We start from the raw sequence: 21,497 nt of genomic DNA, 5'->3' as shown, positions 1-21,497 counted from the left end.
CGGCACCTCGGCCGCAGTGGGTCACCGCTTGTCGCGTTGGCCCTCGACCATCGACCTGGAGACCTTCTCGCCGCCGCCGAGCCGCTGCAACGTCGCGGAGATCGTGGGGAACGACGCGCCGAACGACGCGCCCGCCCGCAGCTCGACCGGCGCCACGACGACCTCGGCGCTGTTGTGCCGGATCGCCTTGACGACCTTGCGCGCCACGGCCTCCGGGGTGACGGTCCGCAGCCCCTTCGGCAGGGTGCCGCCGGACTCGACGAACATCCCGGCGTCGCGTACGAATCCGGGCTCGACGAGCGAGAGCCCGACGCCGTGCCGGGCGAGGTCCTGGCGGAACCCGAGCGAGAACCCGCGCAGCCCGAACTTGGTCGCGTTGTACATCGCCGCCTCGGCAGAGGCGATCTTGCCGGACACCGACCCGATCATCACGATGTGTCCGTGCCCCCGGGCGACCATCGCCTCGGCCGAGTCACGCGCCATGAGGATCGGCGCCTCGAGGTTGACCGTGAGGCTGCGGAGGATCTGCTCGTGGGAGTAGTCGAGGACGTCGCCTGATCCCGGCAGCGCCGCGTTGGCGACCAGGACGTCGATGTCGCCTGCTTCGGTGAGGAGCCTGGCGACCTGATCGAGATCCGAGAGGTCGGCCGCGATCGCCGAGGCACCGAGCTCGGCCGCGAGAGGATCGAGCACATCGCGACGACGGCCCGTGAGCACGAGCTCTGCGCCTTCTGCCGCCAGCGCCCTGGCGATCGCTTGGCCAAGGCCTCCGGTCGCGCCCGTGACGAGAGCTCGCGCTCCCTGGATCTCGAACCTGGCCATGAGGGGTCCTCTCGACGTCGTGCACCGAGAGTAGTGCGTCAGGCCGACTGCGCCTTGGTCTCCATGACCTCAGGCATCACGGCGTAGAGGGCGAGGATCAGCTCCTTGACCGCGGCAGCGACCGTCTCGCCGTTAGGCGTCAGCCGGTAGTCGACATGGGGCGGCAGCGTCGACTTGACGTGCCGCTCGACCAGGCCGTCCGCCTCCAGCGCCTTGAGGGTCTGCGAGAGCATCTTGTCGCTGACCCCGTCGACACACCGCCGCAGCTCGCCGAAGCGCGCCGGCTCAGGACTCAGTGCCGCCAGCGTCAGGGATCCCCATCGGCTCGTGACGTGCTCCAGCACCTCGCGCGACGGGCATGCGCCACTGAACACGTCGAACGGTCGTCGCGGATCTTCAGCCATGGGTGGTCCTCCTGTGGGGCCATGCTAGCAGTTCGTTAGTGCTAACCCAGAGTTGGTGCTTTCATTTCGTTAGTGTACGTTCGACAGCACCGCCAACCGAGAAGGAACCACCATGACCATTGCCGTCACCGCCGCCACCGGACAGCTGGGCAGCCTCGTCGTCGACGCCCTGCTCGAGCGCACGACCCCCGATCAGATCGTCGCCGTCGTCCGCGACGCTGCCAAGGCCGAGCCGCTGGCCGCCAAGGGCATCACCGTCCGCGTCGCGAGCTACGACGACCCGACCGCCCTCAAGGACGCACTCGCCGGCGTCGACCGAGTTCTCCTGATCTCCGGCAACGAGTTCGGCCAGCGGACGGTCCAGCACCGCAACGTGATCGATGCCGCGATCGCCAACCACGTGTCCCGCCTCGTCTACACGAGCGCGCCCCAGGCCGAGACGTCCGCGCTGCCGGTCACCCCGGAGCACCTCGCCACCGAGCAGTACCTCGCGACCGCTGGCATCGACCACGTCCTGCTGCGCAACAACTGGTACCACGAGAACTACGGCCAGACGCTCGAGACCGCCCGTCAGACCGGGTCGGTCCTGACCAGTGCCGGCGAGGGTCTCGTCGCCAGCGCCGCCCGCGCCGACTACGCCGAGGCCGCTGCCGTCGTGCTCACCACTGACAGCCCGGTCAAGCCCGTCCACGAGCTGGCGGGCGACGTCGCCTGGACCCAGGCCGAGCTCGCCGCCGCGCTCAGCGAGGTGCTCGGCACCACGATCACGGTCAGCCAGGTCACCCCGGAGCAGCAGACCGCGATCCTCGTCGAGGCCGGTCTCGACGAGGGCACCGCCGGCTTCGTCACCGCGATCGACGCCGCCACGGCCCAGGGCGACCTCGCCCTCACGAACGGCGACCTGCGCGCACTCCTCGGCCGGCCGACCACGCCGCTCGTCGAGACGCTCCGCGCCCTGGCCTGACCGATACCGAGACGAATCGCCGCCGTGCCGACATCATGAAGCATGCGGCCCGCGTCCCGGTTCCTCGTCCTGGTGCTGCTCGGCGTCCTGCTGTCAGCCACCTCGCCGGCCGTTGCCTCGTGCGCGGCCGGCGCCGGACCGGCCGGCTCGGCCACGATCTTCCTCGGTGTCGCCGGCACGACGTCCGGTGGCTACACGACGATGCAGGTCGAAGAGGTCTGGGCCGGCCGCGACCTGCCGTCGTCGGTGCGGGTGCTCTCCGGACAGACGCAGGCCAACGTGTCGAGCTCGAACGACGCCGACCTCGAACGCGGCGCCCGCTACGTGATCGGCGCGGACGCCAAGCTGCGTACGAATGCCTGCTCGATCGCGCCGGCTGACGACGCGACGTCCCTGCGACCGGACCACGTACGCGCACCGATCGCCGGCACCGACGACGTCGGCGATCCGGCGTCGAGCAGGCCCGTGGTCGTCGCAGCATTGGCGCTCCTGGTGACGATTGCCGCCGTCGCGGGCGTGGTCCGTGTCAGGTCCCGGCGCTAGCGTCGGGGACATGGAGCAACGACTCAGCCTGATCACCCTCGGCGTGTCCGACCTCGCGCGCGCCCGCCGGTTCTACGAGGACGGCCTCGGCTGGACCAAGGGCAATCCCGAGGACGAGGTCGCGTTCTACCAGCTCAACGGCCTGATCCTCGCGCTGTGGACCCGGACCGAGCTGGCCGCCGACGCCCGCGTCGCCGACACCGGAGCCACGTTCAGCGGCATCAGCATCGCCTTCAACACCCGGTCCCATGACGAGGTCGACGAGATCCTCGGCCAGGCCGCGGCTGCTGGCGGCACGATCCTCAAGTCCGGTGAGGAGCAGCCGTGGGGCGGCTACTCCGGCTACTTCGCCGACCCCGACGGACATCCGTGGGAGGTCGCCTGGAATCCCGGCTGGTCGATTGACGAGACCGGGCACACCTCGCTCGGCTCGGCCTGAGGCACGTCGACGGCCGGCACCACCGACGGCGTCCGCGGCGTCATGCTCAGCTCGAATCCCGTGGGCATCAGTGTGAGCCGCTCGGCGATCTCCAGCTCGTACGCCGGATCGCCGGCGATGTCGTACCGGTGCAGCAGGCGGGCCAGCACCAGGATCGCCTCGTGCAGCGCGAACTGCCGACCGATGCACGACCGCTCCCCGGTGCCGAACGGCTTGTAGGAGTGTGGTTGCCGGCCGCGCGAGTTCTCCGGCAGGAAGCGGTCCGGGTCGAACTCGTCGGCATCCGCTCCCCACACGGCAGGGTCGCGGTGCATCAGCGGCAGGATCACGATCGCCCAGTCCTCCGGCCGCATCGTGTGGCCCGTGCTGAGCACGGTGGTCTCGCGAGGGCTGCGGGTGAACGCCGGCGCCGTGGGCCACAGCCGCAGGCCCTCGTCGAGCACCCGACGCAGGTAGCGGAACTTCGCGACCTGCTCGAACGTCGGCTCGGCGTCTCGGTCCGGTCCGAGGACCTGATCGACCTCGGCCTGGGCCCTGGCCAGCACGGCCGGATCGCGGGAGAGGTAGTAGAGCGCGAACGACAACGCCCCCGACGTCGTCTCGTGCCCAGCCACCAGGAACGTCAGGATCTGGTGCCGGATGTTGAGGTCGTCGAGCCGCTCACCGGTCTCCGGGTGCGGCGTGTGCAGCATGATGCCGAGCAGGTCGCTGTCGTCGGGCTCGCTCGCGTTGCGACGTTCCGCGATGATCCCGTCGAGCAGGGAGTCGACGTACGCCTGATGGTGCGCGTTCTTCTTGTCGATCCGCTTGGCCATCAGCCCCGCGCCCGGCATCGCGTTGAGCGAGCCCTTGCGCTGCCCAGCCTTGAGCGCCGCGATCATCGCCGGGATGAACGGATGCGGCTCCGCGCGGCTGAACGACCCGAAGTCGGTGCTGAACGCCGTACGACTGATGGTCTCCATCGTCAGCTTCGTCATGTCGGCCGAGACGTCGACCGGCCCCTCTCGGCCGTCCCACGTGTCGAACAGCTCCTGCGCCGCCGCGAGCATGACCGGGTGATAGCGCTGCATCGCCGCCTTGGTGAACGCCGGCCGCAGCAGGTCGTGAGCGAGGGCCCAGTTGGTCTCGTCGTTGTATGCCGTGAACAAGCCCTGACCGGCGAACTCCCGCAGCGCGACCAGCGCCGGCGACAGGCCCTTGGCGAAGCGGGACTCGTCGGCCAGCTCGGCCGCCAGCTCCGCCCCCGTGACGAACACGAACTTCTGGTCGAAGACCTGGAGCTCGAAGATGGGTCCCAGCCCCTTGGCGCGCCGCATCGTGCTCTGCAACGGTGCCCGCATCTCGGCGCCGAGCGCGTCGCCGACGATGGGCCTGCGCCCCGGCGGGTGGGGAAACGTCTGACCTGACCAGTCGTTGCGCACCGCGACTCCTTATTGGACTGTGATTCAATAATGCGAGCCTAGTCCTTGCTGAATCGATGTCAAGTAGTGTGAGCGACATGGCCACCCGTACCCGTCTGAGCCGCGAGGCCCGACAGGACCAGCTGCTCGAGCTCGGCGCCGAGCTGTTCGCGGACCGCTCCTACGAGGACGTCCACATCGAGGAGCTGTCCGAGGTCGCCGGCGTCTCACGCGGCCTGCTCTATCACTACTTCCCGACCAAGCGGGCGTTCTTCGCCGCGATGGTGCGCCGGGAGTCCACGCGGATGATGGAGCTCACGGCTCCGGACGAGTCGCTGCCGATCCTCGACCGGCTGCGCCAGGGCATCGAGGCCTACCTCGACTACTGCCAGGACCACAAGATGGGGGTCAAGGCGATCTTCCACGGCGCCGCGTCAGCCGACCCGGAGATCCAGGCGATCGTGGAGGAAGACATCCAGCGCCAGCAGGAGCGCATCACCGCGGGGGTCGAGCCGCACGGTCAGCCGTCCGAGCTCATGCAGATCGCGGTCCGCAGCTGGCTGCACTTCATGCGCAACGCCTGCCACCAGTGGCTCGACTCGACCGAGACGAGTCGCGACGAGGTGCGCGACCTCTGTGCCCAGGCGTTGATCGGCACCCTGCTCGCCCTGCCCGAAGGATCGCGCCCGTCGGCGCTGGCCGACCTGACCGGCTAGCACTTGTGCCGTTTCGGCGACGGAGGCCGATCAGCGCCGATAGCCTCGGCGGATGACCCCAGCAGACACGATGTCCCGGACCATGCGATGAAGGGCGTCGAGGAGCTCGTCGGAGCGACGGTGGAGGCCGGGTGCGTGGTCAACCCGCCCAACAGCGCCGGCGCGATCGGCCGAGGCGCCGCGGCCCGCAACCTCGGCTCCGGCATGATCAGCGTCGCAGCCGACGGCGACGTCGCGCGCAAGTCCGCCGATGCGTTGCCACAGGCCTCCGGCTCGTGGCTCGCTGCCTACCTCGCCCTCACGCCGGAGGCCCTGGTCCTCGTCCGCGTCAAGCAGGGGCTCGTCCGGCCCAAGGTCGACGGTGAGATCGCCCGCATCCCACGATCCGCCGTCACCGGTTTCACCCTCGACGAGGGTGGACTGCAGTCACCGTTCTCGCTTCAGCTCACCGACGGCACGTCGTGGGAGTTCGGCCTGCCCAAGCTCTACGTCAAGAAGGCCAAGGAGCTGCTCGACCGCCTGGGCGTCCAGCCGTCGTGAGGCTCAGAGCCCCGCGCGCTTGCTGAACGCCGAGACGCCACGCTGGTAGCCGGCGCCGGTCAGGCGTACGAACTTGTCGAGCACCCAGGCATCGGCGCCGATCAGGACCCGCGCCTTGTTGTTCTCCACGCCCTTGAGGATGACGTTGGCGGCCTTGGCCGGCGAGGTGCGTGCGAGCTTGTCGAACGAGCCTGCGAGCTTGTCGTGGTCGAGGCCCTCGACCTGCTCGGCGTTGCGGGCGATGTTGGTCTTGATGCCGCCCGGATGGACGCACGTGACCTTGACCGGGCGCTCGTTGATCACCATCTCCTGGCGCAGCGACTCGGTGAATCCACGAACGGCGAACTTGGCGGCGTTGTAGGCGCTCTGGGTCGGCACGGAGAACAGCCCGAAGATGCTGGAAATGTTGACGACGTGACCGTCACCGGACTCCACGAGGTGGGGCAGGAACGCCTTGGTGCCGTTGACGACACCCCAGAAGTCGACGTCCATGACGCGGTCGAAGTCCTTGAACGACATCGCCTCGACCTCGCCGGTGAAGGCGATGCCGGCGTTGTTGAACACCAGGTTGACCCGGCCGAAGTGCGCGGCCACCTCATCGGCGTACGCCAGCACGAGCTCGCGCTGCGAGACGTCGAGGTGATCGGCCTTGACCTCGGCCCCGGCTCGCTTGACCAACGCCTCGGTCTCGGCGAGGCCGTGCGTGTCGACGTCGCAGATCGCGAGCTTGGCTCCGCGCCGGGCGAGCTCGACGGCCAGCGCCCGGCCGATGCCGGACCCGGCGCCGGTGACAACGGCGACCTTGTCGGTGAAGTGGGTCATGAGGTCCTCTCGCGTTCAGATACTGAGGGTATCTGGATCGAGGCTATCAGATAATGCGGTTAGCCAGGAAGGGGTTGCTCGACGGTCCCGGCGTCGAACTGGGTGCGGTGCAGCTCCTCGTAGCGTCCACCCAGCGCCAACAGCTCGTGATGCGTGCCCTGCTCGACGATGCGGCCGTCCTCGACGACGAGGATGCAATCCGCAGCTCGTACGGTCGACAGCCGGTGGGCGATGACGACGGACGTACGCCCGGCCAGCGCGACCGCCAGAGCCTCCTGCACCGCCGACTCCGACGTCGAGTCGAGGTGAGCCGTGGCCTCGTCGAGGATCACGACACGTGGGTGCGCGAGCAGCAGCCGGGCGATCGTCAGCCGCTGACGTTCGCCGCCGGAGAGCCGGTAGCCCCGCTCCCCCACGATCGTGTCGAGCCCGTCGGACAGGGACGCCACGAGCTCGTCGAGCCGCGCGTCGCGCAACGCGGACCACAGCTCGTCGTCGGTCGCCTCGGGACGGGCGAGCCTGAGGTTGTCGCGCACGGACTCGTGGAACAGGTGGCCGTCCTGCGTCGCCATGCCCAGCGTCTCGCGCAGCGACGCCATCGACAGGTCGCGGACGTCGACGCCACCGAGGGAGACCGAGCCGCCGTCGACGTCGTAGAGGCGTGGGATCAGGCTGGCGATGGTGGACTTGCCGGCGCCGGACGTGCCCACGAGGGCGACCAGCTGCCCGGGCTCGACCCGGAACGACACGTCGTGCAGGACGTCGACTCCGCCGCGGTTGTCGAGCATCGCGACCTCCTCGAGCGAGGCCAGCGAGACCTTGTCGGCCGAGGGATAGGCGAACGTCACGTGCGAGAACTCGACCGACACCGGCCCGTCGGGCACAGCGGTGGCGTCTGGCTTCTCGCGGATCAGAGGCTGTAGGTCGAGCACCTCGAAGACGCGCTCGAAGCTGACGACCGCGCTCATGATCTCGACGCGAGCGCTCGCGAGCGCGGTGAGAGGCGCGTACAAGCGAGTCAGCAGGAGCGCGAGCGCCACGACGTCGCCCGGGTCGAGCGAGCCCTTGAGGGCATAGAAGCCACCGAGGCCATAGACGACCGCCAGCGCCAGAGCCGACACGGTGGTCAGCGCCGTGACGAACACCGACTGCAGCATCGCCGACTTCACGCCGATGTCGCGCACCCGACTGGCTCGCGCCGCGAACTCGACGGACTCCTCGTCGGGCCGGCCGTAGAGCTTGACGAGCGTGGCACCAGGAGCCGAGAAGCGTTCGGTCATCCGCGTGCTCATGACCGCGTTGTGGTTGGCCGCCTCGCGTGAGAGTGCCGCGAGCCGGCTGCCCATGCGGCGAGCGGGGACGACGAACACCGGGAGAAGGACGAGGGCCACCGCGGTGATCTGCCACGAGATGCTGAGCATCACGACGAGTGTCAGCGTGAGCGTGACGAGGTTGCTGACGACGCCCGACAAGGTGCCACTGAACGCCCGCTGGGCTCCGAGGACGTCGCTGTTGAGCCGGCTGACCAAGGCTCCGGTGCGGGTGCGGGTGAAGAACGCGATCGGCATGCGCTGGACGTGGTCGAACACCGTGGTGCGCAGGTCCAGGATCAGGCCCTCCCCGATCGTCGCTGAGAGCCACCGGGTCCAGATCGCGAGCGCGGCATCGGCCACGGCGATCAGCGCGATGAGCCCGGCGAGGCCGAACACCGTGCTGCGCGAGTCACCGTTGACGATCGCGTTGACGACGTGCCCGGCCAGGACCGGCGTCGCCACCGCCAGGCAGGCCGACACCACGCTCAGCACGAGGAACTGCACCAGCCGGCGCTTGTGGGGCGCGGCGAAGCCTGCGATCCGCTTGAGCGTGACCTTGGTCAGTCGTTGAGGACCGTCCTGCGTGTTCATCACCCGATGCAACGAGTTCCACGCTGCGGCGTCCATGCTCATGTCGTCCTCCAGGATCGGGTGGCCATGCCCAGTGTCCACCTCGGGCACGACAAACCTAGGACCTCAATCAGAGTTGAGGTCAATTCGAGGGCTACGCGATGGTGCGGCGACGTGGCTTGAGCCGCAGCTCGGGCATCGGCGGTGCGGGAATGCGCTGTCCCTTGTGCCCGGCCACCTCGCCGAAACGCTCCGACGCGCTCTCCCAGTCGTCCCTCGCCTGCACGATGTCCTCGTGCGACCGGCCGATGAAGTTCCACCACATCACGAGCTCCTCGTCGAACGGCGTGCCGCCGATCAGCAGGAGGGTCGTCTCCGCGGGGACGAACAGCTCGACGTCCTCGCGACCCGGCGCGAGGTAGCGCATCTGCCGGTGCACGATCTCGGTGCCGCCGACGAGCGCCTCGCCGGTCACCGCAAGCACCGCGTGCTCGAATTCGGGCCGCAGCGGTACGACCGCGCCGCCGGGACGTACGGTCAGCTCGGCGCCGACCATCGGTGAGTACGTCGTGGCCGGCGACGCCGCTTCGTCGAGCTCACCCATCAGGACCGTGGCCGTCCAGTTCTTGCCGTCGGCGACCGGCAGGTCGGGGTGGTGCTCGAAGCCGGCCGCGCCCGTACGCCGGAGGTTGGGCAGCGCGACCCACAGCTGCAGCCCGTGCATCGGCCCACTCGTGTCGCCGACGGAGAACTCCGAGTGCGCCACGCCGTCACCCGACGTCATGAGGTTGAGCTCGCCGGGCTTGAGCACGACGTCGCTGCCGAGGTTGTCGCGGTGCCGGATGTCTCCGGCGAGCGGCCAGGTCACGGTCTGCAGCCCGGTGTGCGGGTGCGGCAGGACGTTCATGTGGTCGGCGGTGGGCCCGAAGTGGTCGACGAAGCACCACGGACCGACTGTCGGCAATCCGCGATGGGGAAGGGTGCGGTGCACCGAGATGCCGCGGACCCCGCCGAGCGGAACCTCCCGCGCATCCAGTGAGAGGTCGAGCGAGGTCATGTGAGAAGCGTACGTCTCAGCTGCTCGACCAGGTCCTCGCTGCCGCCGACGTCCAGGAACCAGCCCACGACACCATCGTCGTGCGAGTCCCAGAGGTCGAGCACGCCCTCGATCGCCTCGACCGGGACCGCCAGGAACTCCGGCGGCAGCGCCGCCCGGTGATGACGACCGGGCAGCTTGCGCAGCCGGGACGAGATGGCCTGCTCGGCGTGCTCGGTCTCGAGGAAGTCCGCGATGACGTGCTGCCGCTCGACCCCGACGAGCCGCAGCAGCATCGCCACCGAGACACCCGTGCGATCCTTGCCGGCGGCACAGTGGATCAACGTCGCGCCGCGCGCCGCGCCGACCTCCCGGACCAGCTCGACGAGGTACATCGAGGCGTGATCGAGCATCAGCAGGTACAGGCTCGCGAGGCTCTCAGGCGGCGCCAGTCCGGGACGCAGGGCGCTGAGCAGCGGGAGGTTGACGATGCGCGCTCCCGATCGCGCGAGCGGGTGGATGTCCTCGGACTCGTTGGCCGATCGCAGGTCGATCACGAGCGAGGGCGGCCAGACGATGTCGTCGGGTGCGTGGTCCTTGTGCGACGGCATCGCGCTGCGCAGGACCCGGCCCCGTCGGACCAGCCGGCCGTCCGCCGCCTCCACTCCGCCGACATCTCGGAGGTTGGGGACGAATTCGCGCACGCAGCCACCCTAAGCGCAATGAAGACCACACCGCTGACCAGCCCTTTTCGCGTGTTTGCGTCGTCGGGCCGACGTAAAATGACAACGTGCCTCGCCCCCGTCGTATCGCTGCCGCCACGCTGATCGGCGGCAGTGCCACACTCTCGGGCTTCTACGGATTCCTGATCGGCGAGGCGATCCTCGCCCGCCGGGCGATCGGCACCACGGACGACCGACCACCCTCGCCTGACGGCATCTACGGCGACGACCTGCCCGGGCGTACGATCCGCGTGCTCGTGCTGGGCGACTCCGCCGCCGTGGGCTACGGCGTGACCCGCGCCGACGCCACTCCGTCCGCGATGATCGGCGTCGGCCTCGCCCACGTCATGGATGCTCCCGTCGAGGTGCAGTGCCGCGCCGTCGTCGGCGCACAGACGTCCGACCTCATGGGCCAGATCGACCTCGATCCCGACTGGCACCCCGATGTCGCCGTGATCGTGGTTGGCACCAATGACGTCACGCACCGGGTCACCCCGCAGGCGTCCGCGCGGATGCTCGGCCAGGTCGTCCGCCGCCTCGTCGCCGAGGACTGCGACGTCGTGGTCGGCACCTGCCCTGACCTCGGCACGGTGCAGCCGATCCACCAGCCGCTCCGCGCCGTGGCTCGCCGCCTGAGTCGCGCACTGGCCCGCAGGCAGACGATCGCGGTCGTCGAGGCGGGCGGCCGTTCGGTGTCGCTCGGGGACCTGCTCGGCCTGCTGTTCACCGAGCGGCGCGACGTCATGTTCGGCGCCGACCACTTCCACCCCTCGGAGACCGGCTACGCCAACATGGTGTCGGTCCTGATCCCCGCGATCACGGCGTCCCTGCGGCAGAAGCAACGCGAGCTCGCCTACACGGGTCGCCCGCACGACCTCGTCTCGGTCGCCGACGCCGCTGCCGTCTCGGTCGAGCATCCCGGCACGCAGGTGACGAAGGATGCCGGCCCCGGCGGTCGCTTCGCCTCGGTCCTGCGCCGCCGCCGCGCCTCCTGACGCCCCGAGCGGTGGATCCTCCACCTTTGGCCGCGAGCGGTGGATCCTCCACCTTTTGGTTGCGGGCGGTGGATCCTCCACCTTTTGGAGCCCCATTCGGTGGAACATCCACCGCTGAGGGCATTCGGTGGAACATCCACCGCCCGGGGCTCTGAACAGACGAACGGCCGACCCCCGAAGGGATCGGCCGTTCGTGTGTCAGCGCTGGAGGTCAGTCGCCACGCAGGATCGCGAGGATGCGCAGGATCTCGATGTAGAGCCACACGAGGGTGACCGTGAGACCGAACGCCGCACGCCAGGACTCGCGCTCCGGCAGTCCGGCCTCGACGCCGCGCTCGACGTAGTCGAAGTCCATGATCAGCATGAAGACCGCGAGCACGACCGCGACGGCTGAGACGACCAGGCCGAGCGTGTTGAAGCCACGGATGCCGCCATTGTCGACGACTCCGGTCCAGCTCAGCAGCAGGTTGAGCAGCGTCGCACCGACGAACGCGAAGACCGAGATCGTCACGACCTTGCGGAACTTGTCGGTGACCTGGATGTTGAAGAACTTGTAGGCCGCCAGCGTGCCACCGAAGGCCACCATCGTGGCGGCGATCGCCTGGAACACGATGCTGGTGTCGTTGACGTAGGCCGCGATGACCTTGGAGAAGGCGCCGACGAAGACACCCTCGAACACCGCGTAGGCGATGACGAGCGCCGGGCTGATGACCTTCTTGAACGAGTTGACCAGCGACAGGACCAGACCGATGAGCGCTCCGGCGATCGCGAACGTGAAGGCGCGACCGTACGCGTCACTGGCAGTCGGGTCGATGGTCGTCAGGTCGCCGATCATGACCCAGGTGATGCCGGCGGCGACGGCGAGGATGCCCAGCGTGATGCCGGTCTTCTCCACGACCGTGTCGATCGTCATGCGGCCCGCGCCGCGCTCGGTGTGCGTGGGCGACCCGTTGAGGTCGATCTGCCACTGGGACGGGTCCGTGGCGACTGCACCGCCGCGGCCGTTGAACTCGGCGCTGCGGGCGAAGACGGGGTTGCTGCTCTTCATGATTCCCTCCGTGGGATGGCTCCGAAGATGGAGTCGTTGTCGTTCACTCTATCCAACGTTGCAGACACCCCGTTTGATCCCGAGTCACTCGTTGGAGTTGGCAACCTTCTTGGGGGCGAGCACCCCCGGAACCTTGAGGTAGGGCGCCTTGGGGACCACCGCGGTCGCACCCGGCTTCGGGACGGTCTGCTGCGCCTGGTCGTCCCACTCCGCGGCCACCGTCCCCAGAGGGAACACGTTGAAGACCGGCTGCCCGGTCTCGAGCTGCCTCGACTGCCACACCGTCGAGCATTCGTTGGCGGCGCACGGGACGTCGTCGGACTGCGAGGCGTAGGGCTCGAGCGGCTTGCCGTCAGGAGTGAACAGCTGGACGTCCCGCAGGGGCTTGCCCGAGGCGTCGTACGCGAAGATGTTCGCCACCGGGTGGCCACGGAACGTCAAGCCGTCCGCTGGAGGGTCGTTGACCGTGGCGTCGACGCCGGACTGGAAGCCCCGGTCGAAGTCACCGGCACTGCTTCGTGGGTCGTCGGCGGCTGCCATGACCGGGAGGAAGGCGACGACCGCCACGACGTTGCCGATCGCGATCAGCGCGGGCACCCCCGCGCCCTGCCAGCGGCCGCGACCCCACTGGACGCTCACGACGGCGAACGCCACGAAGACCAGCCACCAGCTGCCGGCCAGGCCGAAGCCTCGCTCGTTGCCGAAGAACCAGGCGACCAACCACGCGGCCAGCCAGGCACGGACGATCCACCACGCGGGTCGCAGCTCGCCGAGGAACTCCACGACACTCGCCAGCGCCGGGTTGCGCCGGATCGCCACGCCGACATCGGCTCGGGTGTCGGCCCAGCTCTGCGCCAGCCCCGCGAGCACGCCGGTCTTGACCTTGGTACGCATCGGCAGTCCGGCAGCCGCGCGCAGCTCGGTCGCGTACGCCCCGGGATCGGGCAGCTCACGCTGGAGGTCCTCGGCGTACGCCTCGGCGAGGTCGGCCTCGAGCCCGTCGGTCAGGTCGTCGACCTCCTCGGCGGGCAGGTCGGCCAGCGCGGCACGGACCCCTTGGGCGAACGCGACGATCTCGGGCGTGACGGTGGACGTGGTCATGCTGCCTCCCCTGTGAGCAGGTGGTTCATCGTGGTGGAGAACTCGGTCCAGACCTTGCGCTGGAGCTCGAGCATCGCCCTCCCCTGGGCGTTGATGCCGTAGTACTTGCGGTGCGGCCCCTCCTCGGACGGCACGACGTACGACGTGAGGGCGCCCGCGGTGTAGAGCCTGCGCAGCGTCCCGTAGACGGAGGCGTCTCCGACTTCTTCGAGGCCCGCGGCGCGCAGCCTGCGCACGACGTCGTAGCCGTATCCGTCCTCGTCCTCGACGACGGCGAGCACCGCGACGTCGAGCACGCCCTTGAGCAGCTGGGTTGCATCCATGGATGGGACAGTACCACGCAATACGCACTAGCGTGCGTGACGCACGACAGCTCTGGCGTGTCGGGATCAGGAGATGCGGTGTGGTCCGGCGTACGCGTTGAAGGCGCCGTCGCGGCTGAAGCCGAGCAGCGTCATGCCGGCCGACTCGGCGTGCTCCACCGCGAGGGAGGACGGCGCCGACACCGCGGCGAGCATCGGGATGCCGGCCATGTGGGCCTTCTGCACGAGCTCGAACGACGCCCGGCCCGACACCTGCAGCACGGTGCCGGACAACGGCAGCCGGCCCTCGCGCAGCGCCCAGCCGACGACCTTGTCGACCGCGTTGTGCCGGCCGACGTCCTCGCGGAGGCACAACAGCGCCCCGGACGCGTCGAACAGCCCAGCGGCGTGCACTCCCCCGGTGCGGTCGAAGACCTTCTGGCCCGCGCGCAGCCGGTCGGGCAGCGACCCGAGCAGCTCGGCGGACCACGACGACGCGTCGTCGAGATGGCCGAAGTGCGCCGCCTTGTGCACGGCGTCGATCGACGCGGTGCCGCAGATGCCGCACGAGCTCGAGGTGTAGACGTGGCGCTCGAGCGAGACGTCCAGCGGCGGGGTGTCGGCGCTCAGCTCGGCGTCGACGACGTTGAACGTCTGCAGCCCGTTGTCGTCGGTGCCGGCGCAGAACCGCATCGAGACGAGCTGGTCGGCCGACCAGATGACGCCCTCGGAGACCAGGAACCCGGCCACCAGGTCGAAGTCGTCGCCGGGCGAGCGCATCGTGACCGACAGGGACGCGCCGCCCACGCGGATCTCGAGCGGCTCCTCGACCGCGAGCGCGTCCTCACGGACGGTCGACGAGCCGTCCGGCGCGAACCGGGTGACCTTGGTACGACGTGTCAGCCGGCCGGCCATCTATGCGGATTCCTCCTCGATCCGCTCACACAGTGCGGTGGCGGTCTCGATCGCGTCCTTGAGGTCGGACTCCGACCCTCCGGCCATGCCTGCGGCGAGGCCGGCGAGGAAGGTCGTGAGTGGTGCAGCCGGGCGTACGACGGCGTGTGCGGCATCGGCAGCCAGGTCGAGCACGGACTCGGTGTCGAGGTCGAGCTCCTTGATGCCGAGCTCGGTGGCCACCATCACGACCCAGTCGTCGAGAGTCATGTCAGCCATCGCGGTTCCCTTCTGCCAGCGCCTGCTTCTGATCGTGCCACGTGTCGATGTCGAGTGCCGCACGTACGGGGATCGGGATCTCCATGAGCTCCAACGGCACCAGGAGCGTACGGACGGACAGGTCGACCAGGGTCGGCTGGGCGGCGATCGAGGCACGCAGGGCGGCGGCGTCGAGGACGCTCATGAGGTACTGCCGACGGCCGTCGCCGTCGATCGCGATGACGCCGTCGCCGGATGCCGAGTCGAGGAGCAGGTCGACGGCGTCGGACAGGAACGGGTGGTCGCAGCCGGACAGGAAGACGTACGGCGCGCGGACCTCGGCCATCGCCGCGCCGATCGCGGCAGCCGGACCGGCGAAGCGGGGCTCCTCCTGCACGACGATCGTGCCTTCGGGCAGCGGTCGCGGGTCGCCCGCGACGATGACACGACCGGCGCCTTCGACGGCAAGGAGCGTCCGGGCGAGCAGCGTCTCACCGCCGACCTCGAGCGCGGCCTTGTCGACCCCGCCCAGCCGCGACCCGCGCCCGCCCGCCAGCACGATCGCGTCCCAGTCGGCGGTCGGCGGCATCGTCAGCCTCGTACGTCGTGGAGGTGGTGGGCGATGTCGTGGAGGTAGTACTGCGACAGCGTCGCGACCGTGAACTCCGAGCCGTCGCTGCGGAACCCGGTGCGGTCCCAGGCGTCGTCGGGGATGGAGCCGAGGAGCTCGACCATGCCCTCGCCGGCCTCGACGAGCTGCGTGGCGACGGTCGCGGGGTCCTGCGAGGCGTAGTCGTCGGCGATCGCGGTCTCGTCCTGGTCCCAGTTGGCGAAGCGCGGTGCGTCCTGGTCGAGCATGAGCCGCATGCGCTCGGCGAACAGGACGTGGACGTCGCGGACGTGGCACGCGTACTCGGTCGGCGACCAGGTGGCGGGCGCGGGCCGCTCGCGCGCATCCGGGCGCTCGAGGACGGCGGACCAGCGCGGCAGGTCGGCCTGCACCCGGTGCGCGATCTCGGTCGGGGGGACGTCGCCGGCGGCCAGACCGCACTCGGGGCAGGCGTCGCGGAGGACCCAGGTCCAGTCCTTGGTGTCGGGTTCGATGTCCACGCGTCTACGCTAGCGCGAGTGGAGCCCACGCCGTACCGGACCGAGCCGGTCTCGTTCACCCGACGCGGCGGCCGGTTGACCGAGCGCCAGCAGGCAGCGTGGGACGCGCTCGCCCAGACGTACGTGCTGGAGGTCCCGCGACACGGCCCGAGCACCTCGGTCGACCCGTCGTACGTGCTGGACACCCGCGAGGTGTTCGGCCGCGAGGCCCCGCTCGTCGTCGAGATCGGCAGCGGTCGTGGCGAGGCCCTGGTGCAGGCGGCGGTCGATCATCCCGAGCTCGACTTCCTGGGCCTCGAGGTCTACGTGCCGGGCGTCGCCCAGACGCTCGTGACGATGCGCCACGTCGGGGTCACGAACGTACGCCTGATGGTCGTCAACGCCGCCGAGGCGCTCACGACGATGCTCGCGCCGGGGTCGGTGCACGAGCTGCGCATCTTCTTCCCCGACCCGTGGCACAAGAAGCGCCACCACAAACGCCGGCTCGTGACGCCCGAGTTCGCCCGACTTGCGGCTCGAGTGCTCGAGCCCGGCGGGCTGTGGCGGCTGGCGACCGACTGGGAGGACTACGCCGAGCAGATCCGCGACGTCGTCACGCAGTCGCCAGACTTCGACGGCGGCGAGTGGGGACCGCGGTTCGAGGGCCGGCCGCAGACCCGGTTCGAGGGCAAGGGCCTCGGCGTCGGACGGACGATCCGGGACGTCACCGGCGTCCGGCGGCCCGCATAGGATGAGTGCATGACCGAGACCTCGAACGCCGAGAAGCTCAGGATCGGCGACGGGTTCGTCGTGTGGATCATCGGCGCGAGCGTCGAGGAGACCTCGCTGCTCGACCCGTTGCCCGAAGGTGCCGAGACGATCGAGGTGCGCGACGAGGACGAGCCGGAGAACGTCGACGCGGCGATCCTGGTCACCGACAACCGCACGGCGCTGGCCGACGACTTCGACGAGGTGCTCCCGCAGCTGGGGTCGATCCCGATCGTGTGGATCACCTATCCCCTCAATGGTCACTCCGACCTCGACGAGGCGACCTTGCAGGACCTGATCGGCGACTACGGCTGGACGGCCGTCGAGAGCATCGCGCTCGACGAGACGTGGGCCGCGATGCGCATCCTCCAGAGCTGAGCCTCAGCCGGCGCGGCGCATCCGCGTGATCCAGATGCCCGGCGGGACCTGCTCGTCACCGTCGACGCGGAAGCCGTGCTTGGCATAGAGCGACACAGCCGGGGTGTTGGCCCGGCCCGTGGCCACGAGGATCTGCCGGCCTGACGCGCGGTCGAGCACCTCGCCGAGCAGCGCGCTCGCAACGCCGCGGCGCATGGCAACCGGGCTGACCATGACCTTCTCGATGTCGATCCGGTCCGCGGCCTCCCACCACGCGATCGCGCCGACGAGGTCGACGCCGTCCCACGCGGTGAGCCACCGTCCACGCCAGGCGGTGAGCCCGACCTCGTCCTCCTGCAGCGGCGGGATGCGGTCGTCGCCGATCAGCTCGGCCTCCAAGGCGTACGAGGTCTTCTGCAGACGCAGCAGCGCACCCGCGAAGTAGGGATCGCTGGCCGGGTCCGGGGACGAGAAGATCATGCCGCGCCGCCGAGGGCGTCGAGGCCGGCCTCGGCCAGCCGTCCCCACGTACCCGACTCGTCCATGGGCACGGCAACCCAGTCCTTGAACGGCCGGCCCTTGCCGGACGGGTCGAACAGGGATGCACCGTCGAGCGCGAGCGCGTCGGTGTGCGCGACCGTGCCGTGACCCAGCTTGACCGCGAGCTGTCCGCCCTTGAGGCACGCGAACGCCGTGCCCTCGACGGTCAGCGAACGGGCACCGAACAACGCTCCGGGCAGGACGCCGCGAGGCGCCAGATCTTCGACGATCTCGTCGAACCGAGCCTCCGCGTCCATCCTCACCTCGCTGCGCGCCAGCCTAGTCCCGGGGCGAGGGTGTTGAGCGACTATTCGTCCATCGCCCACGGCTCGAGGGCCAGCCGCTTGCCCGTACGACCGTCGCCTGATGACCGGCCTCTGAGGCGCCGGCCGATCCACGGCCCGGCGAACCCGGCCCACCAGCGCACCTCGCCGGCCACCCGCTGGACGGCCGGCGGCTTCGCGCCCGGGACCAACGGCTCGTCCCATGCCGACGTCGTCGGCAGCCCGAGGGTGTGCAGCATGGCCAGCGCGAACCGGGTGTGACCCAGGGGCGAGAGATGGAGCCGGTCACTGCTCCACGCCTCCGGCTGCCCGAACACGGCGCGAGGTGGCAGCGGGGCGAGCACGGCTCCGCGCCGGCCGGCGACATCGGCGAGGACGGCATTGAGCGCGTCCACGCGACCCTTGAGCCTGGCACCGATCGGCAGCAGCCCGGTCATGTCGGGGAGCGGGACGAGGACGGTGACGATGTCCCGGTCGGTCAGGCTTTGAGCCATGTGATCGAGGTCGTCCCCCACGGCGTCGATGTCGACCTTGGGCCGCATCAGGTCGTTCATGCCTGCCGTGACGGTCACCAGGTCAGGAGCCGCAGCGAGCGCGGCCGGCAGCTGGGTGGCCCGCACCTGCGCAGCCTTCTGGCCACGGACAGCGAGGTTCGCGTAGTGGACCGGGTGACCGGCCTGGTCCGTCAGGTGCTGAGCCAGGCGGTCGGCCCAGCCCCGGGGAACGTCCCCCGGCCATGGATCGTCGCCCAGGCCTTCGGTGAGGCTGTCGCCGATCGCGACGTACCGGCTGAACATAGGAGCTCCTGTGTCGTCGTGCGGGTGGGTGACTACCAGCGCGGGTGGATCGCGTCGCGCAGGTGCCGGTCGTAGATGTCGTGCACGGTCTGGTCGAAGCCGTCCGGCAGCACGACGTCGGCTGCCGCGGCGTTGGAGCGCGACTGGTTGACGTTGCGAGCGCCGGGGATCGCGGCGGTGACGCCGTCCTGCGCGAGGATCCATGCGATGGCGGCCTGCGCCGGGTGCACGCCCTCGGGCACCGCCGCGGCGAACTCCTGAGCGGCGCGGACGCCGGTCTCGAAGTCGACACCGGAGAACGTCTCGCCGACGTCGAACGCCTCGCCGCCGCGGTTGTAGGTCCGGTGGTCGTCGGGCGCGAACGTCGTGCTGGTCGTGTAGCGGCCAGAGAGCAGGCCACTCGCGAGCGGCACGCGGGCGATGATGCCGACGCCGGCCTCCTTGGCCGCCGGCAGCACCTCGTCGAGCGGCTTGAGCCGGAACGCGTTGAAGATGATCTGGACGCTCGCGACGTGGGGACGGGCGATCGCGGTGAGCGCCTCGTCGACGGTCTCGACGCTGACACCGTAGGCCGCCAGCACGCCCTCCTGCACCAGCAGGTCGAGTCCGTCATAGACCTCGTCGCTGGAGAACACCGGCGTCGGCGGGCAGTGCAGCTGCACCAGGTCGAGGGTCTCGACGCCGAGGTTGGTGCGCGAGCGGTCGGTCCAGGCGCGGAAGTTGTCGAGCGTGAAGTTCGCGGGGTCCTGCTCGGCCCGGCGACCCATCTTGGTGGCGACGAAGACGTCGAGCTCGGGACGGGCCTTCAGGTACTCGCCGATCAGCTGCTCACTGCGGCCGTCGCCGTAGACGTCAGCCGTGTCGAAGAACGTCACGCCGGCGTCCGTCGCGCTGTCGAGCACGGCGATCGCCTCGTCGTGCGTCACATCGCCCCAGTCCGCGCCGAGCTGCCACGTCCCGAGTCCCACGACCGAGACCTGGCGTCCCGTGCGACCCAGTGTGCGTACGTCCATCGTGGTGCTCCTTGCGCGTGGCGGAAGGCCAGCCTACGACCCCGCCCGGCGCGGTCCGCGGGGGACCGATTGGCACTGACATCCCGTGGGTATGTGCTCGGTAACCGTTCGACGAAAGGACTGTTCGATGAGTACGTCACGCAGTGTCGGCACCGATGCGGCGCGGTTCGCCAAGGCAGCCGCTGCGACAGTCGGGGCCGTGTTCCTCCTCGTCGGTGTCCTCGGATTCATCCCTGGCATCACCACCGACTACGACGCCATGACGTTCGCCGACCACGACAGCGGCGCCCAGCTGCTCGGCATCTTCCAGGTCTCGATCCTGCACAACCTCGTGCACGTCCTGTTCGGCGTCGCGGGGCTCGCCGCTGCCCGAGAGGCCCGGCTGGTGCCGCCGTTCCTGTTCGGTAGCGCTGCGATCTATGCCGTGCTGACGATCTACGGCATCGTGATCGACAAGGAGAGCGACGCCAACTTCGTCCCGCTGGACTCCGCCGACAACTGGCTGCACCTCGTGCTGACGGTCGCGCTCGCCGGGCTCGGGTTCTACGTCAAGCAGCAGCTCGACGGTCGCCGGTCAGACCGCCGGACGGCCTGACCCGCGACCCATTTCGCGTCCCCTCGGTGCGGTGGCCCGAGCCACCGTGCCGAGGGTCAGACGCCCGGGAGCTTGGCGTCGACCGTCCACCCGCCGACCTCGGTGGTCCCCGCGGTGAGCTGGCCGCCCAGCGTCTGGATCCGTTCGCGCAGACCGATCAGGCCGCTCCCCGTGCCGTCGATGGGCGGGTCGTGCGGTCCGGGGCGATCGTTCTCGACCCTCACAGCAAGACCACGACCTCCGTCGTCGACGCTGATGACGATGCGGACCTCCGCGCCCGGGGCGTACCGGAGCGCGTTGGTGAGACTCTCCTGCACCACGCGAAACGCGAGGTGGGCCACCGGTTCAGGCACACCGTCGCGATCGCCCTCGAAGCGACACGTGACGTTCAGGCCGCTGCGACCCGCGCGGGTCACGACCTCGTCGACCAGGGACAGATCCGTGCCGGCGTCCGGCCGACCGCCGAGGAGCTCGACGAGCCGTTCGAGGTCCTTCCGGCCCTGCCGCGCTGATTCCGAGATGGCGGCGAACGCCTCCTTGGCACGCTCGGGGTCGGAGTCGACCAGTCGCTGCCCGGCAATGGCCTGGATCACCATGACGCTGATCGCGTGACCGACGATGTCGTGCAGCTCGCTGGCGATCCGCGTCCGTTCGTGCTGCAGTGCCAGCTCGGCGAACAGCTCACGTTCGTCCTCGAGCTCTTGGGCGCGGATGGCGAGCTCGGCCCCGGTCTCCCGGCGTAGCCGCAGGATGGTTCCCGCTGCGAACGGTGGCACAGTGAGCATCACCGCAGGCACCCACGTGCCCAGCTCGGCGAGATGGTAGAACGGCACGAGGTACGCGGCGCCGCCCAGCGCCGCCATCCACGCGGCGCGTCCGGACCAGCCCAGCGCCAGCACCGCGAAGGTGGCGGAGAACACCGCGATGCCGGCATCGGGGAACCAACCGTCGATCCCCAGAGCCGCCATGAACATGCCGAGGGCCAGCACCGACGACACGCGCGGATGGGCGCGCCACCACGCGAGTGCCAGTCCGCCGATCAGGAGGAAGGCGACGAACACGTTGCCGCGAAACGTGCCCGGCCAGCCGTGCAGGGCGACCGGAAGCGCGATGAGCAGGGCGACCGCCAACGCGATCGCACCCTGCTCGAGTCGGCGCATCCGGT

The 21,497-nt window shown here is 69.8% G+C and carries 28 protein-coding genes; 9 read left to right on the top strand and 19 right to left on the bottom strand.

Annotated features, from left to right (window positions below; translation table 11 throughout):
- Positions 1 to 21: 21 nt before the first annotated feature.
- Together ASC61_RS12195 and ASC61_RS12190 are read right to left on the bottom strand one after the other, a co-directional pair.
- On the bottom strand, positions 22 to 822 hold the full coding sequence (locus tag ASC61_RS12195; protein ID WP_056212252.1) for an SDR family NAD(P)-dependent oxidoreductase: 801 nt from the start codon (positions 820 to 822) through the stop codon (positions 22 to 24).
- A 38-nt stretch (positions 823 to 860) separates the two neighbouring features.
- Positions 861 to 1,226, bottom strand: a complete 366-nt coding sequence (locus ASC61_RS12190) for a winged helix-turn-helix transcriptional regulator (protein ID WP_056212250.1) — start codon at positions 1,224 to 1,226, stop codon at positions 861 to 863.
- 112 nt (positions 1,227 to 1,338) lie between these two features.
- Between ASC61_RS12190 and ASC61_RS12185 the strand changes: the two genes are divergently transcribed.
- Genes ASC61_RS12185 through ASC61_RS12175 form a run of 3 tightly spaced genes read left to right on the top strand, consistent with a single transcriptional unit; the run spans position 1,339 to position 3,172 of the window.
- Entirely contained in the window at positions 1,339 to 2,190 is an 852-nt protein-coding gene (locus ASC61_RS12185) for an SDR family oxidoreductase (protein ID WP_056212248.1), read from the top strand.
- Between the two features lie 42 nt (positions 2,191 to 2,232).
- A complete protein-coding gene (locus ASC61_RS12180) occupies positions 2,233 to 2,733 on the top strand; it encodes a hypothetical protein (protein WP_056212247.1) in 501 nt (166 codons plus the stop codon).
- A 10-nt stretch (positions 2,734 to 2,743) separates the two neighbouring features.
- Positions 2,744 to 3,172, top strand: coding sequence for a VOC family protein (locus ASC61_RS12175; RefSeq protein ID WP_056212245.1), 429 nt, complete (start codon positions 2,744 to 2,746; stop codon positions 3,170 to 3,172).
- Here the strand turns inward: ASC61_RS12175 and ASC61_RS12170 are convergent.
- Positions 3,076 to 4,593 (bottom strand): cytochrome P450, encoded by a 1,518-nt coding sequence (locus ASC61_RS12170; RefSeq protein WP_056212243.1) that lies wholly within the window; start codon positions 4,591 to 4,593, stop codon positions 3,076 to 3,078. The two genes, ASC61_RS12175 and ASC61_RS12170, sit on opposite strands and share 97 nt — an antisense overlap.
- 77 nt (positions 4,594 to 4,670) lie before the next feature.
- Between ASC61_RS12170 and ASC61_RS12165 the strand changes: the two genes are divergently transcribed.
- A complete protein-coding gene (locus tag ASC61_RS12165) occupies positions 4,671 to 5,288 on the top strand; it encodes a TetR/AcrR family transcriptional regulator (protein WP_056212241.1) in 618 nt (205 codons plus the stop codon).
- Between the two features lie 87 nt (positions 5,289 to 5,375).
- Positions 5,376 to 5,828, top strand: coding sequence for a hypothetical protein (locus tag ASC61_RS12160; protein WP_056212239.1), 453 nt, complete (start codon positions 5,376 to 5,378; stop codon positions 5,826 to 5,828).
- A 3-nt stretch (positions 5,829 to 5,831) separates the two neighbouring features.
- Here the strand turns inward: ASC61_RS12160 and ASC61_RS12155 are convergent, their stop codons facing one another.
- From ASC61_RS12155 to ASC61_RS12140, 4 genes are all read right to left on the bottom strand, one after another.
- On the bottom strand, positions 5,832 to 6,650 hold the full coding sequence (locus ASC61_RS12155; protein WP_056212237.1) for an SDR family NAD(P)-dependent oxidoreductase: 819 nt from the start codon (positions 6,648 to 6,650) through the stop codon (positions 5,832 to 5,834).
- 59 nt (positions 6,651 to 6,709) lie between these two features.
- The gene (locus ASC61_RS12150; protein WP_056215625.1) at positions 6,710 to 8,596 is read right to left on the bottom strand and encodes an ABC transporter ATP-binding protein; all 1,887 of its coding nucleotides are present in this window, start codon (positions 8,594 to 8,596) and stop codon (positions 6,710 to 6,712) included.
- A 91-nt stretch (positions 8,597 to 8,687) separates the two neighbouring features.
- Complete coding sequence (locus ASC61_RS12145) at positions 8,688 to 9,590, bottom strand: pirin family protein (RefSeq protein WP_056212235.1); 903 nt, start codon at positions 9,588 to 9,590, stop codon at positions 8,688 to 8,690.
- Positions 9,587 to 10,273: a tyrosine-protein phosphatase gene (locus tag ASC61_RS12140; protein WP_082530633.1), complete on the bottom strand. Its 687-nt coding sequence runs from the start codon at positions 10,271 to 10,273 to the stop codon at positions 9,587 to 9,589. The genes ASC61_RS12145 and ASC61_RS12140 overlap by 4 nt, the downstream gene beginning before the upstream one ends.
- Before the next feature lie 86 nt (positions 10,274 to 10,359).
- Here ASC61_RS12140 and ASC61_RS12135 point away from each other — a divergent pair, with 86 nt between their 5' ends.
- Positions 10,360 to 11,286, top strand: a complete 927-nt coding sequence (locus ASC61_RS12135; protein WP_056212232.1) for an SGNH/GDSL hydrolase family protein — start codon at positions 10,360 to 10,362, stop codon at positions 11,284 to 11,286.
- A gap of 211 nt (positions 11,287 to 11,497) precedes the next feature.
- Here the strand turns inward: ASC61_RS12135 and ASC61_RS12130 are convergent, their stop codons facing one another.
- The 7 genes from ASC61_RS12130 to ASC61_RS12100 form a co-directional block, all read right to left on the bottom strand.
- Positions 11,498 to 12,334: a Bax inhibitor-1/YccA family protein gene (locus ASC61_RS12130; protein ID WP_056212230.1), complete on the bottom strand. Its 837-nt coding sequence runs from the start codon at positions 12,332 to 12,334 to the stop codon at positions 11,498 to 11,500.
- An 84-nt stretch (positions 12,335 to 12,418) separates the two neighbouring features.
- Positions 12,419 to 13,435 carry a hypothetical protein gene (locus tag ASC61_RS12125; protein WP_056212228.1) on the bottom strand — a complete coding sequence of 339 codons (1,017 nt, stop codon included), beginning with the start codon at positions 13,433 to 13,435 and terminating at the stop codon, positions 12,419 to 12,421.
- Positions 13,432 to 13,758, bottom strand: coding sequence for a PadR family transcriptional regulator (locus ASC61_RS12120; protein ID WP_056212226.1), 327 nt, complete (start codon positions 13,756 to 13,758; stop codon positions 13,432 to 13,434). Before ASC61_RS12120 ends, ASC61_RS12125 begins: the two co-directional genes overlap by 4 nt.
- A 66-nt stretch (positions 13,759 to 13,824) precedes the next feature.
- The gene (fdhD, locus tag ASC61_RS12115) at positions 13,825 to 14,652 is read right to left on the bottom strand and encodes a formate dehydrogenase accessory sulfurtransferase FdhD (RefSeq protein ID WP_056212225.1); all 828 of its coding nucleotides are present in this window, start codon (positions 14,650 to 14,652) and stop codon (positions 13,825 to 13,827) included.
- On the bottom strand, positions 14,653 to 14,910 hold the full coding sequence (locus ASC61_RS12110; protein WP_056212223.1) for a DUF6457 domain-containing protein: 258 nt from the start codon (positions 14,908 to 14,910) through the stop codon (positions 14,653 to 14,655).
- Entirely contained in the window at positions 14,903 to 15,478 is a 576-nt protein-coding gene (gene mobA, locus ASC61_RS12105) for a molybdenum cofactor guanylyltransferase (RefSeq protein WP_056212221.1), read from the bottom strand. Before mobA ends, ASC61_RS12110 begins: the two co-directional genes overlap by 8 nt.
- A 2-nt stretch (positions 15,479 to 15,480) precedes the next feature.
- Entirely contained in the window at positions 15,481 to 15,999 is a 519-nt protein-coding gene (locus ASC61_RS12100; protein ID WP_056212219.1) for a DinB family protein, read from the bottom strand.
- Between the two features lie 18 nt (positions 16,000 to 16,017).
- On the opposite strand from ASC61_RS12100, the gene trmB reads away from it, so the two are divergent.
- Both trmB and ASC61_RS12090 read left to right on the top strand, forming a co-directional pair.
- Entirely contained in the window at positions 16,018 to 16,728 is a 711-nt protein-coding gene (trmB, locus tag ASC61_RS12095) for a tRNA (guanosine(46)-N7)-methyltransferase TrmB (RefSeq protein ID WP_056212217.1), read from the top strand.
- Positions 16,729 to 16,737: 9 nt separating this feature from the next.
- Positions 16,738 to 17,124, top strand: coding sequence for a DUF3052 family protein (locus tag ASC61_RS12090; protein WP_056212215.1), 387 nt, complete (start codon positions 16,738 to 16,740; stop codon positions 17,122 to 17,124).
- A 3-nt stretch (positions 17,125 to 17,127) separates the two neighbouring features.
- On the opposite strand, the gene ASC61_RS12085 is transcribed toward ASC61_RS12090, so the two are convergent.
- From ASC61_RS12085 to ASC61_RS12070, 4 genes are read right to left on the bottom strand one after another with little or no spacing between them, the layout of a single operon-like run.
- Positions 17,128 to 17,583 carry a GNAT family N-acetyltransferase gene (locus ASC61_RS12085; protein ID WP_056212213.1) on the bottom strand — a complete coding sequence of 152 codons (456 nt, stop codon included), beginning with the start codon at positions 17,581 to 17,583 and terminating at the stop codon, positions 17,128 to 17,130.
- Complete coding sequence (locus tag ASC61_RS12080; RefSeq protein WP_056212211.1) at positions 17,580 to 17,900, bottom strand: hypothetical protein; 321 nt, start codon at positions 17,898 to 17,900, stop codon at positions 17,580 to 17,582. The genes ASC61_RS12085 and ASC61_RS12080 overlap by 4 nt, the downstream gene beginning before the upstream one ends.
- Before the next feature lie 50 nt (positions 17,901 to 17,950).
- Positions 17,951 to 18,724, bottom strand: coding sequence for an SGNH/GDSL hydrolase family protein (locus ASC61_RS12075; RefSeq protein WP_056212208.1), 774 nt, complete (start codon positions 18,722 to 18,724; stop codon positions 17,951 to 17,953).
- Between the two features lie 32 nt (positions 18,725 to 18,756).
- The gene (locus ASC61_RS12070; protein WP_056212207.1) at positions 18,757 to 19,737 is read right to left on the bottom strand and encodes an aldo/keto reductase; all 981 of its coding nucleotides are present in this window, start codon (positions 19,735 to 19,737) and stop codon (positions 18,757 to 18,759) included.
- Positions 19,738 to 19,864: 127 nt separating this feature from the next.
- Here ASC61_RS12070 and ASC61_RS12065 point away from each other — a divergent pair, with 127 nt between their 5' ends.
- On the top strand, positions 19,865 to 20,332 hold the full coding sequence (locus ASC61_RS12065; protein ID WP_056212204.1) for a DUF4383 domain-containing protein: 468 nt from the start codon (positions 19,865 to 19,867) through the stop codon (positions 20,330 to 20,332).
- A 56-nt stretch (positions 20,333 to 20,388) separates the two neighbouring features.
- Here ASC61_RS12065 and ASC61_RS12060 read toward each other — a convergent pair whose 3' ends face one another.
- Positions 20,389 to 21,492: a sensor histidine kinase gene (locus ASC61_RS12060; RefSeq protein ID WP_056212202.1), complete on the bottom strand. Its 1,104-nt coding sequence runs from the start codon at positions 21,490 to 21,492 to the stop codon at positions 20,389 to 20,391.
- Between the last annotated feature and the right edge of the window lie 5 nt (positions 21,493 to 21,497).

This window comes from Aeromicrobium sp. Root344 (assembly GCF_001425755.1).
GTDB lineage: Bacteria > Actinomycetota > Actinomycetes > Propionibacteriales > Nocardioidaceae > Aeromicrobium.
This window is presented reverse-complemented; position numbering and strand designations above follow the sequence as displayed.

What these genes read in the sequence shown, in the direction of transcription:
- ASC61_RS12160 (WP_056212239.1), top strand. Translation starts at nt 5,376, where the DNA reads ATGAAGGGCGTCGAGGAGCTCGTCGGAGCGACGGTGGAGGCCGGGTGC.
- ASC61_RS12090 (WP_056212215.1), top strand. Translation starts at nt 16,738, where the DNA reads ATGACCGAGACCTCGAACGCCGAGAAGCTCAGGATCGGCGACGGGTTC.
- ASC61_RS12165 (WP_056212241.1), top strand. Translation starts at nt 4,671, where the DNA reads ATGGCCACCCGTACCCGTCTGAGCCGCGAGGCCCGACAGGACCAGCTG.
- ASC61_RS12175 (WP_056212245.1), top strand. Translation starts at nt 2,744, where the DNA reads ATGGAGCAACGACTCAGCCTGATCACCCTCGGCGTGTCCGACCTCGCG.
- ASC61_RS12195 (WP_056212252.1), bottom strand. Translation starts at nt 822, where the DNA reads ATGGCCAGGTTCGAGATCCAGGGAGCGCGAGCTCTCGTCACGGGCGCG.
- ASC61_RS12190 (WP_056212250.1), bottom strand. Translation starts at nt 1,226, where the DNA reads ATGGCTGAAGATCCGCGACGACCGTTCGACGTGTTCAGTGGCGCATGC.
- ASC61_RS12150 (WP_056215625.1), bottom strand. Translation starts at nt 8,596, where the DNA reads ATGAGCATGGACGCCGCAGCGTGGAACTCGTTGCATCGGGTGATGAAC.
- ASC61_RS12085 (WP_056212213.1), bottom strand. Translation starts at nt 17,583, where the DNA reads ATGATCTTCTCGTCCCCGGACCCGGCCAGCGATCCCTACTTCGCGGGT.
- ASC61_RS12120 (WP_056212226.1), bottom strand. Translation starts at nt 13,758, where the DNA reads ATGGATGCAACCCAGCTGCTCAAGGGCGTGCTCGACGTCGCGGTGCTC.
- ASC61_RS12060 (WP_056212202.1), bottom strand. Translation starts at nt 21,492, where the DNA reads ATGCGCCGACTCGAGCAGGGTGCGATCGCGTTGGCGGTCGCCCTGCTC.
- ASC61_RS12155 (WP_056212237.1), bottom strand. Translation starts at nt 6,650, where the DNA reads ATGACCCACTTCACCGACAAGGTCGCCGTTGTCACCGGCGCCGGGTCC.
- ASC61_RS12145 (WP_056212235.1), bottom strand. Translation starts at nt 9,590, where the DNA reads ATGACCTCGCTCGACCTCTCACTGGATGCGCGGGAGGTTCCGCTCGGC.
- ASC61_RS12065 (WP_056212204.1), top strand. Translation starts at nt 19,865, where the DNA reads ATGAGTACGTCACGCAGTGTCGGCACCGATGCGGCGCGGTTCGCCAAG.
- ASC61_RS12125 (WP_056212228.1), bottom strand. Translation starts at nt 13,435, where the DNA reads ATGACCACGTCCACCGTCACGCCCGAGATCGTCGCGTTCGCCCAAGGG.
- ASC61_RS12110 (WP_056212223.1), bottom strand. Translation starts at nt 14,910, where the DNA reads ATGGCTGACATGACTCTCGACGACTGGGTCGTGATGGTGGCCACCGAG.
- mobA (WP_056212221.1), bottom strand. Translation starts at nt 15,478, where the DNA reads ATGCCGCCGACCGCCGACTGGGACGCGATCGTGCTGGCGGGCGGGCGC.
- ASC61_RS12070 (WP_056212207.1), bottom strand. Translation starts at nt 19,737, where the DNA reads ATGGACGTACGCACACTGGGTCGCACGGGACGCCAGGTCTCGGTCGTG.
- ASC61_RS12180 (WP_056212247.1), top strand. Translation starts at nt 2,233, where the DNA reads ATGCGGCCCGCGTCCCGGTTCCTCGTCCTGGTGCTGCTCGGCGTCCTG.
- ASC61_RS12075 (WP_056212208.1), bottom strand. Translation starts at nt 18,724, where the DNA reads ATGTTCAGCCGGTACGTCGCGATCGGCGACAGCCTCACCGAAGGCCTG.
- ASC61_RS12130 (WP_056212230.1), bottom strand. Translation starts at nt 12,334, where the DNA reads ATGAAGAGCAGCAACCCCGTCTTCGCCCGCAGCGCCGAGTTCAACGGC.
- ASC61_RS12185 (WP_056212248.1), top strand. Translation starts at nt 1,339, where the DNA reads ATGACCATTGCCGTCACCGCCGCCACCGGACAGCTGGGCAGCCTCGTC.
- fdhD (WP_056212225.1), bottom strand. Translation starts at nt 14,652, where the DNA reads ATGGCCGGCCGGCTGACACGTCGTACCAAGGTCACCCGGTTCGCGCCG.
- ASC61_RS12080 (WP_056212211.1), bottom strand. Translation starts at nt 17,900, where the DNA reads ATGGACGCGGAGGCTCGGTTCGACGAGATCGTCGAAGATCTGGCGCCT.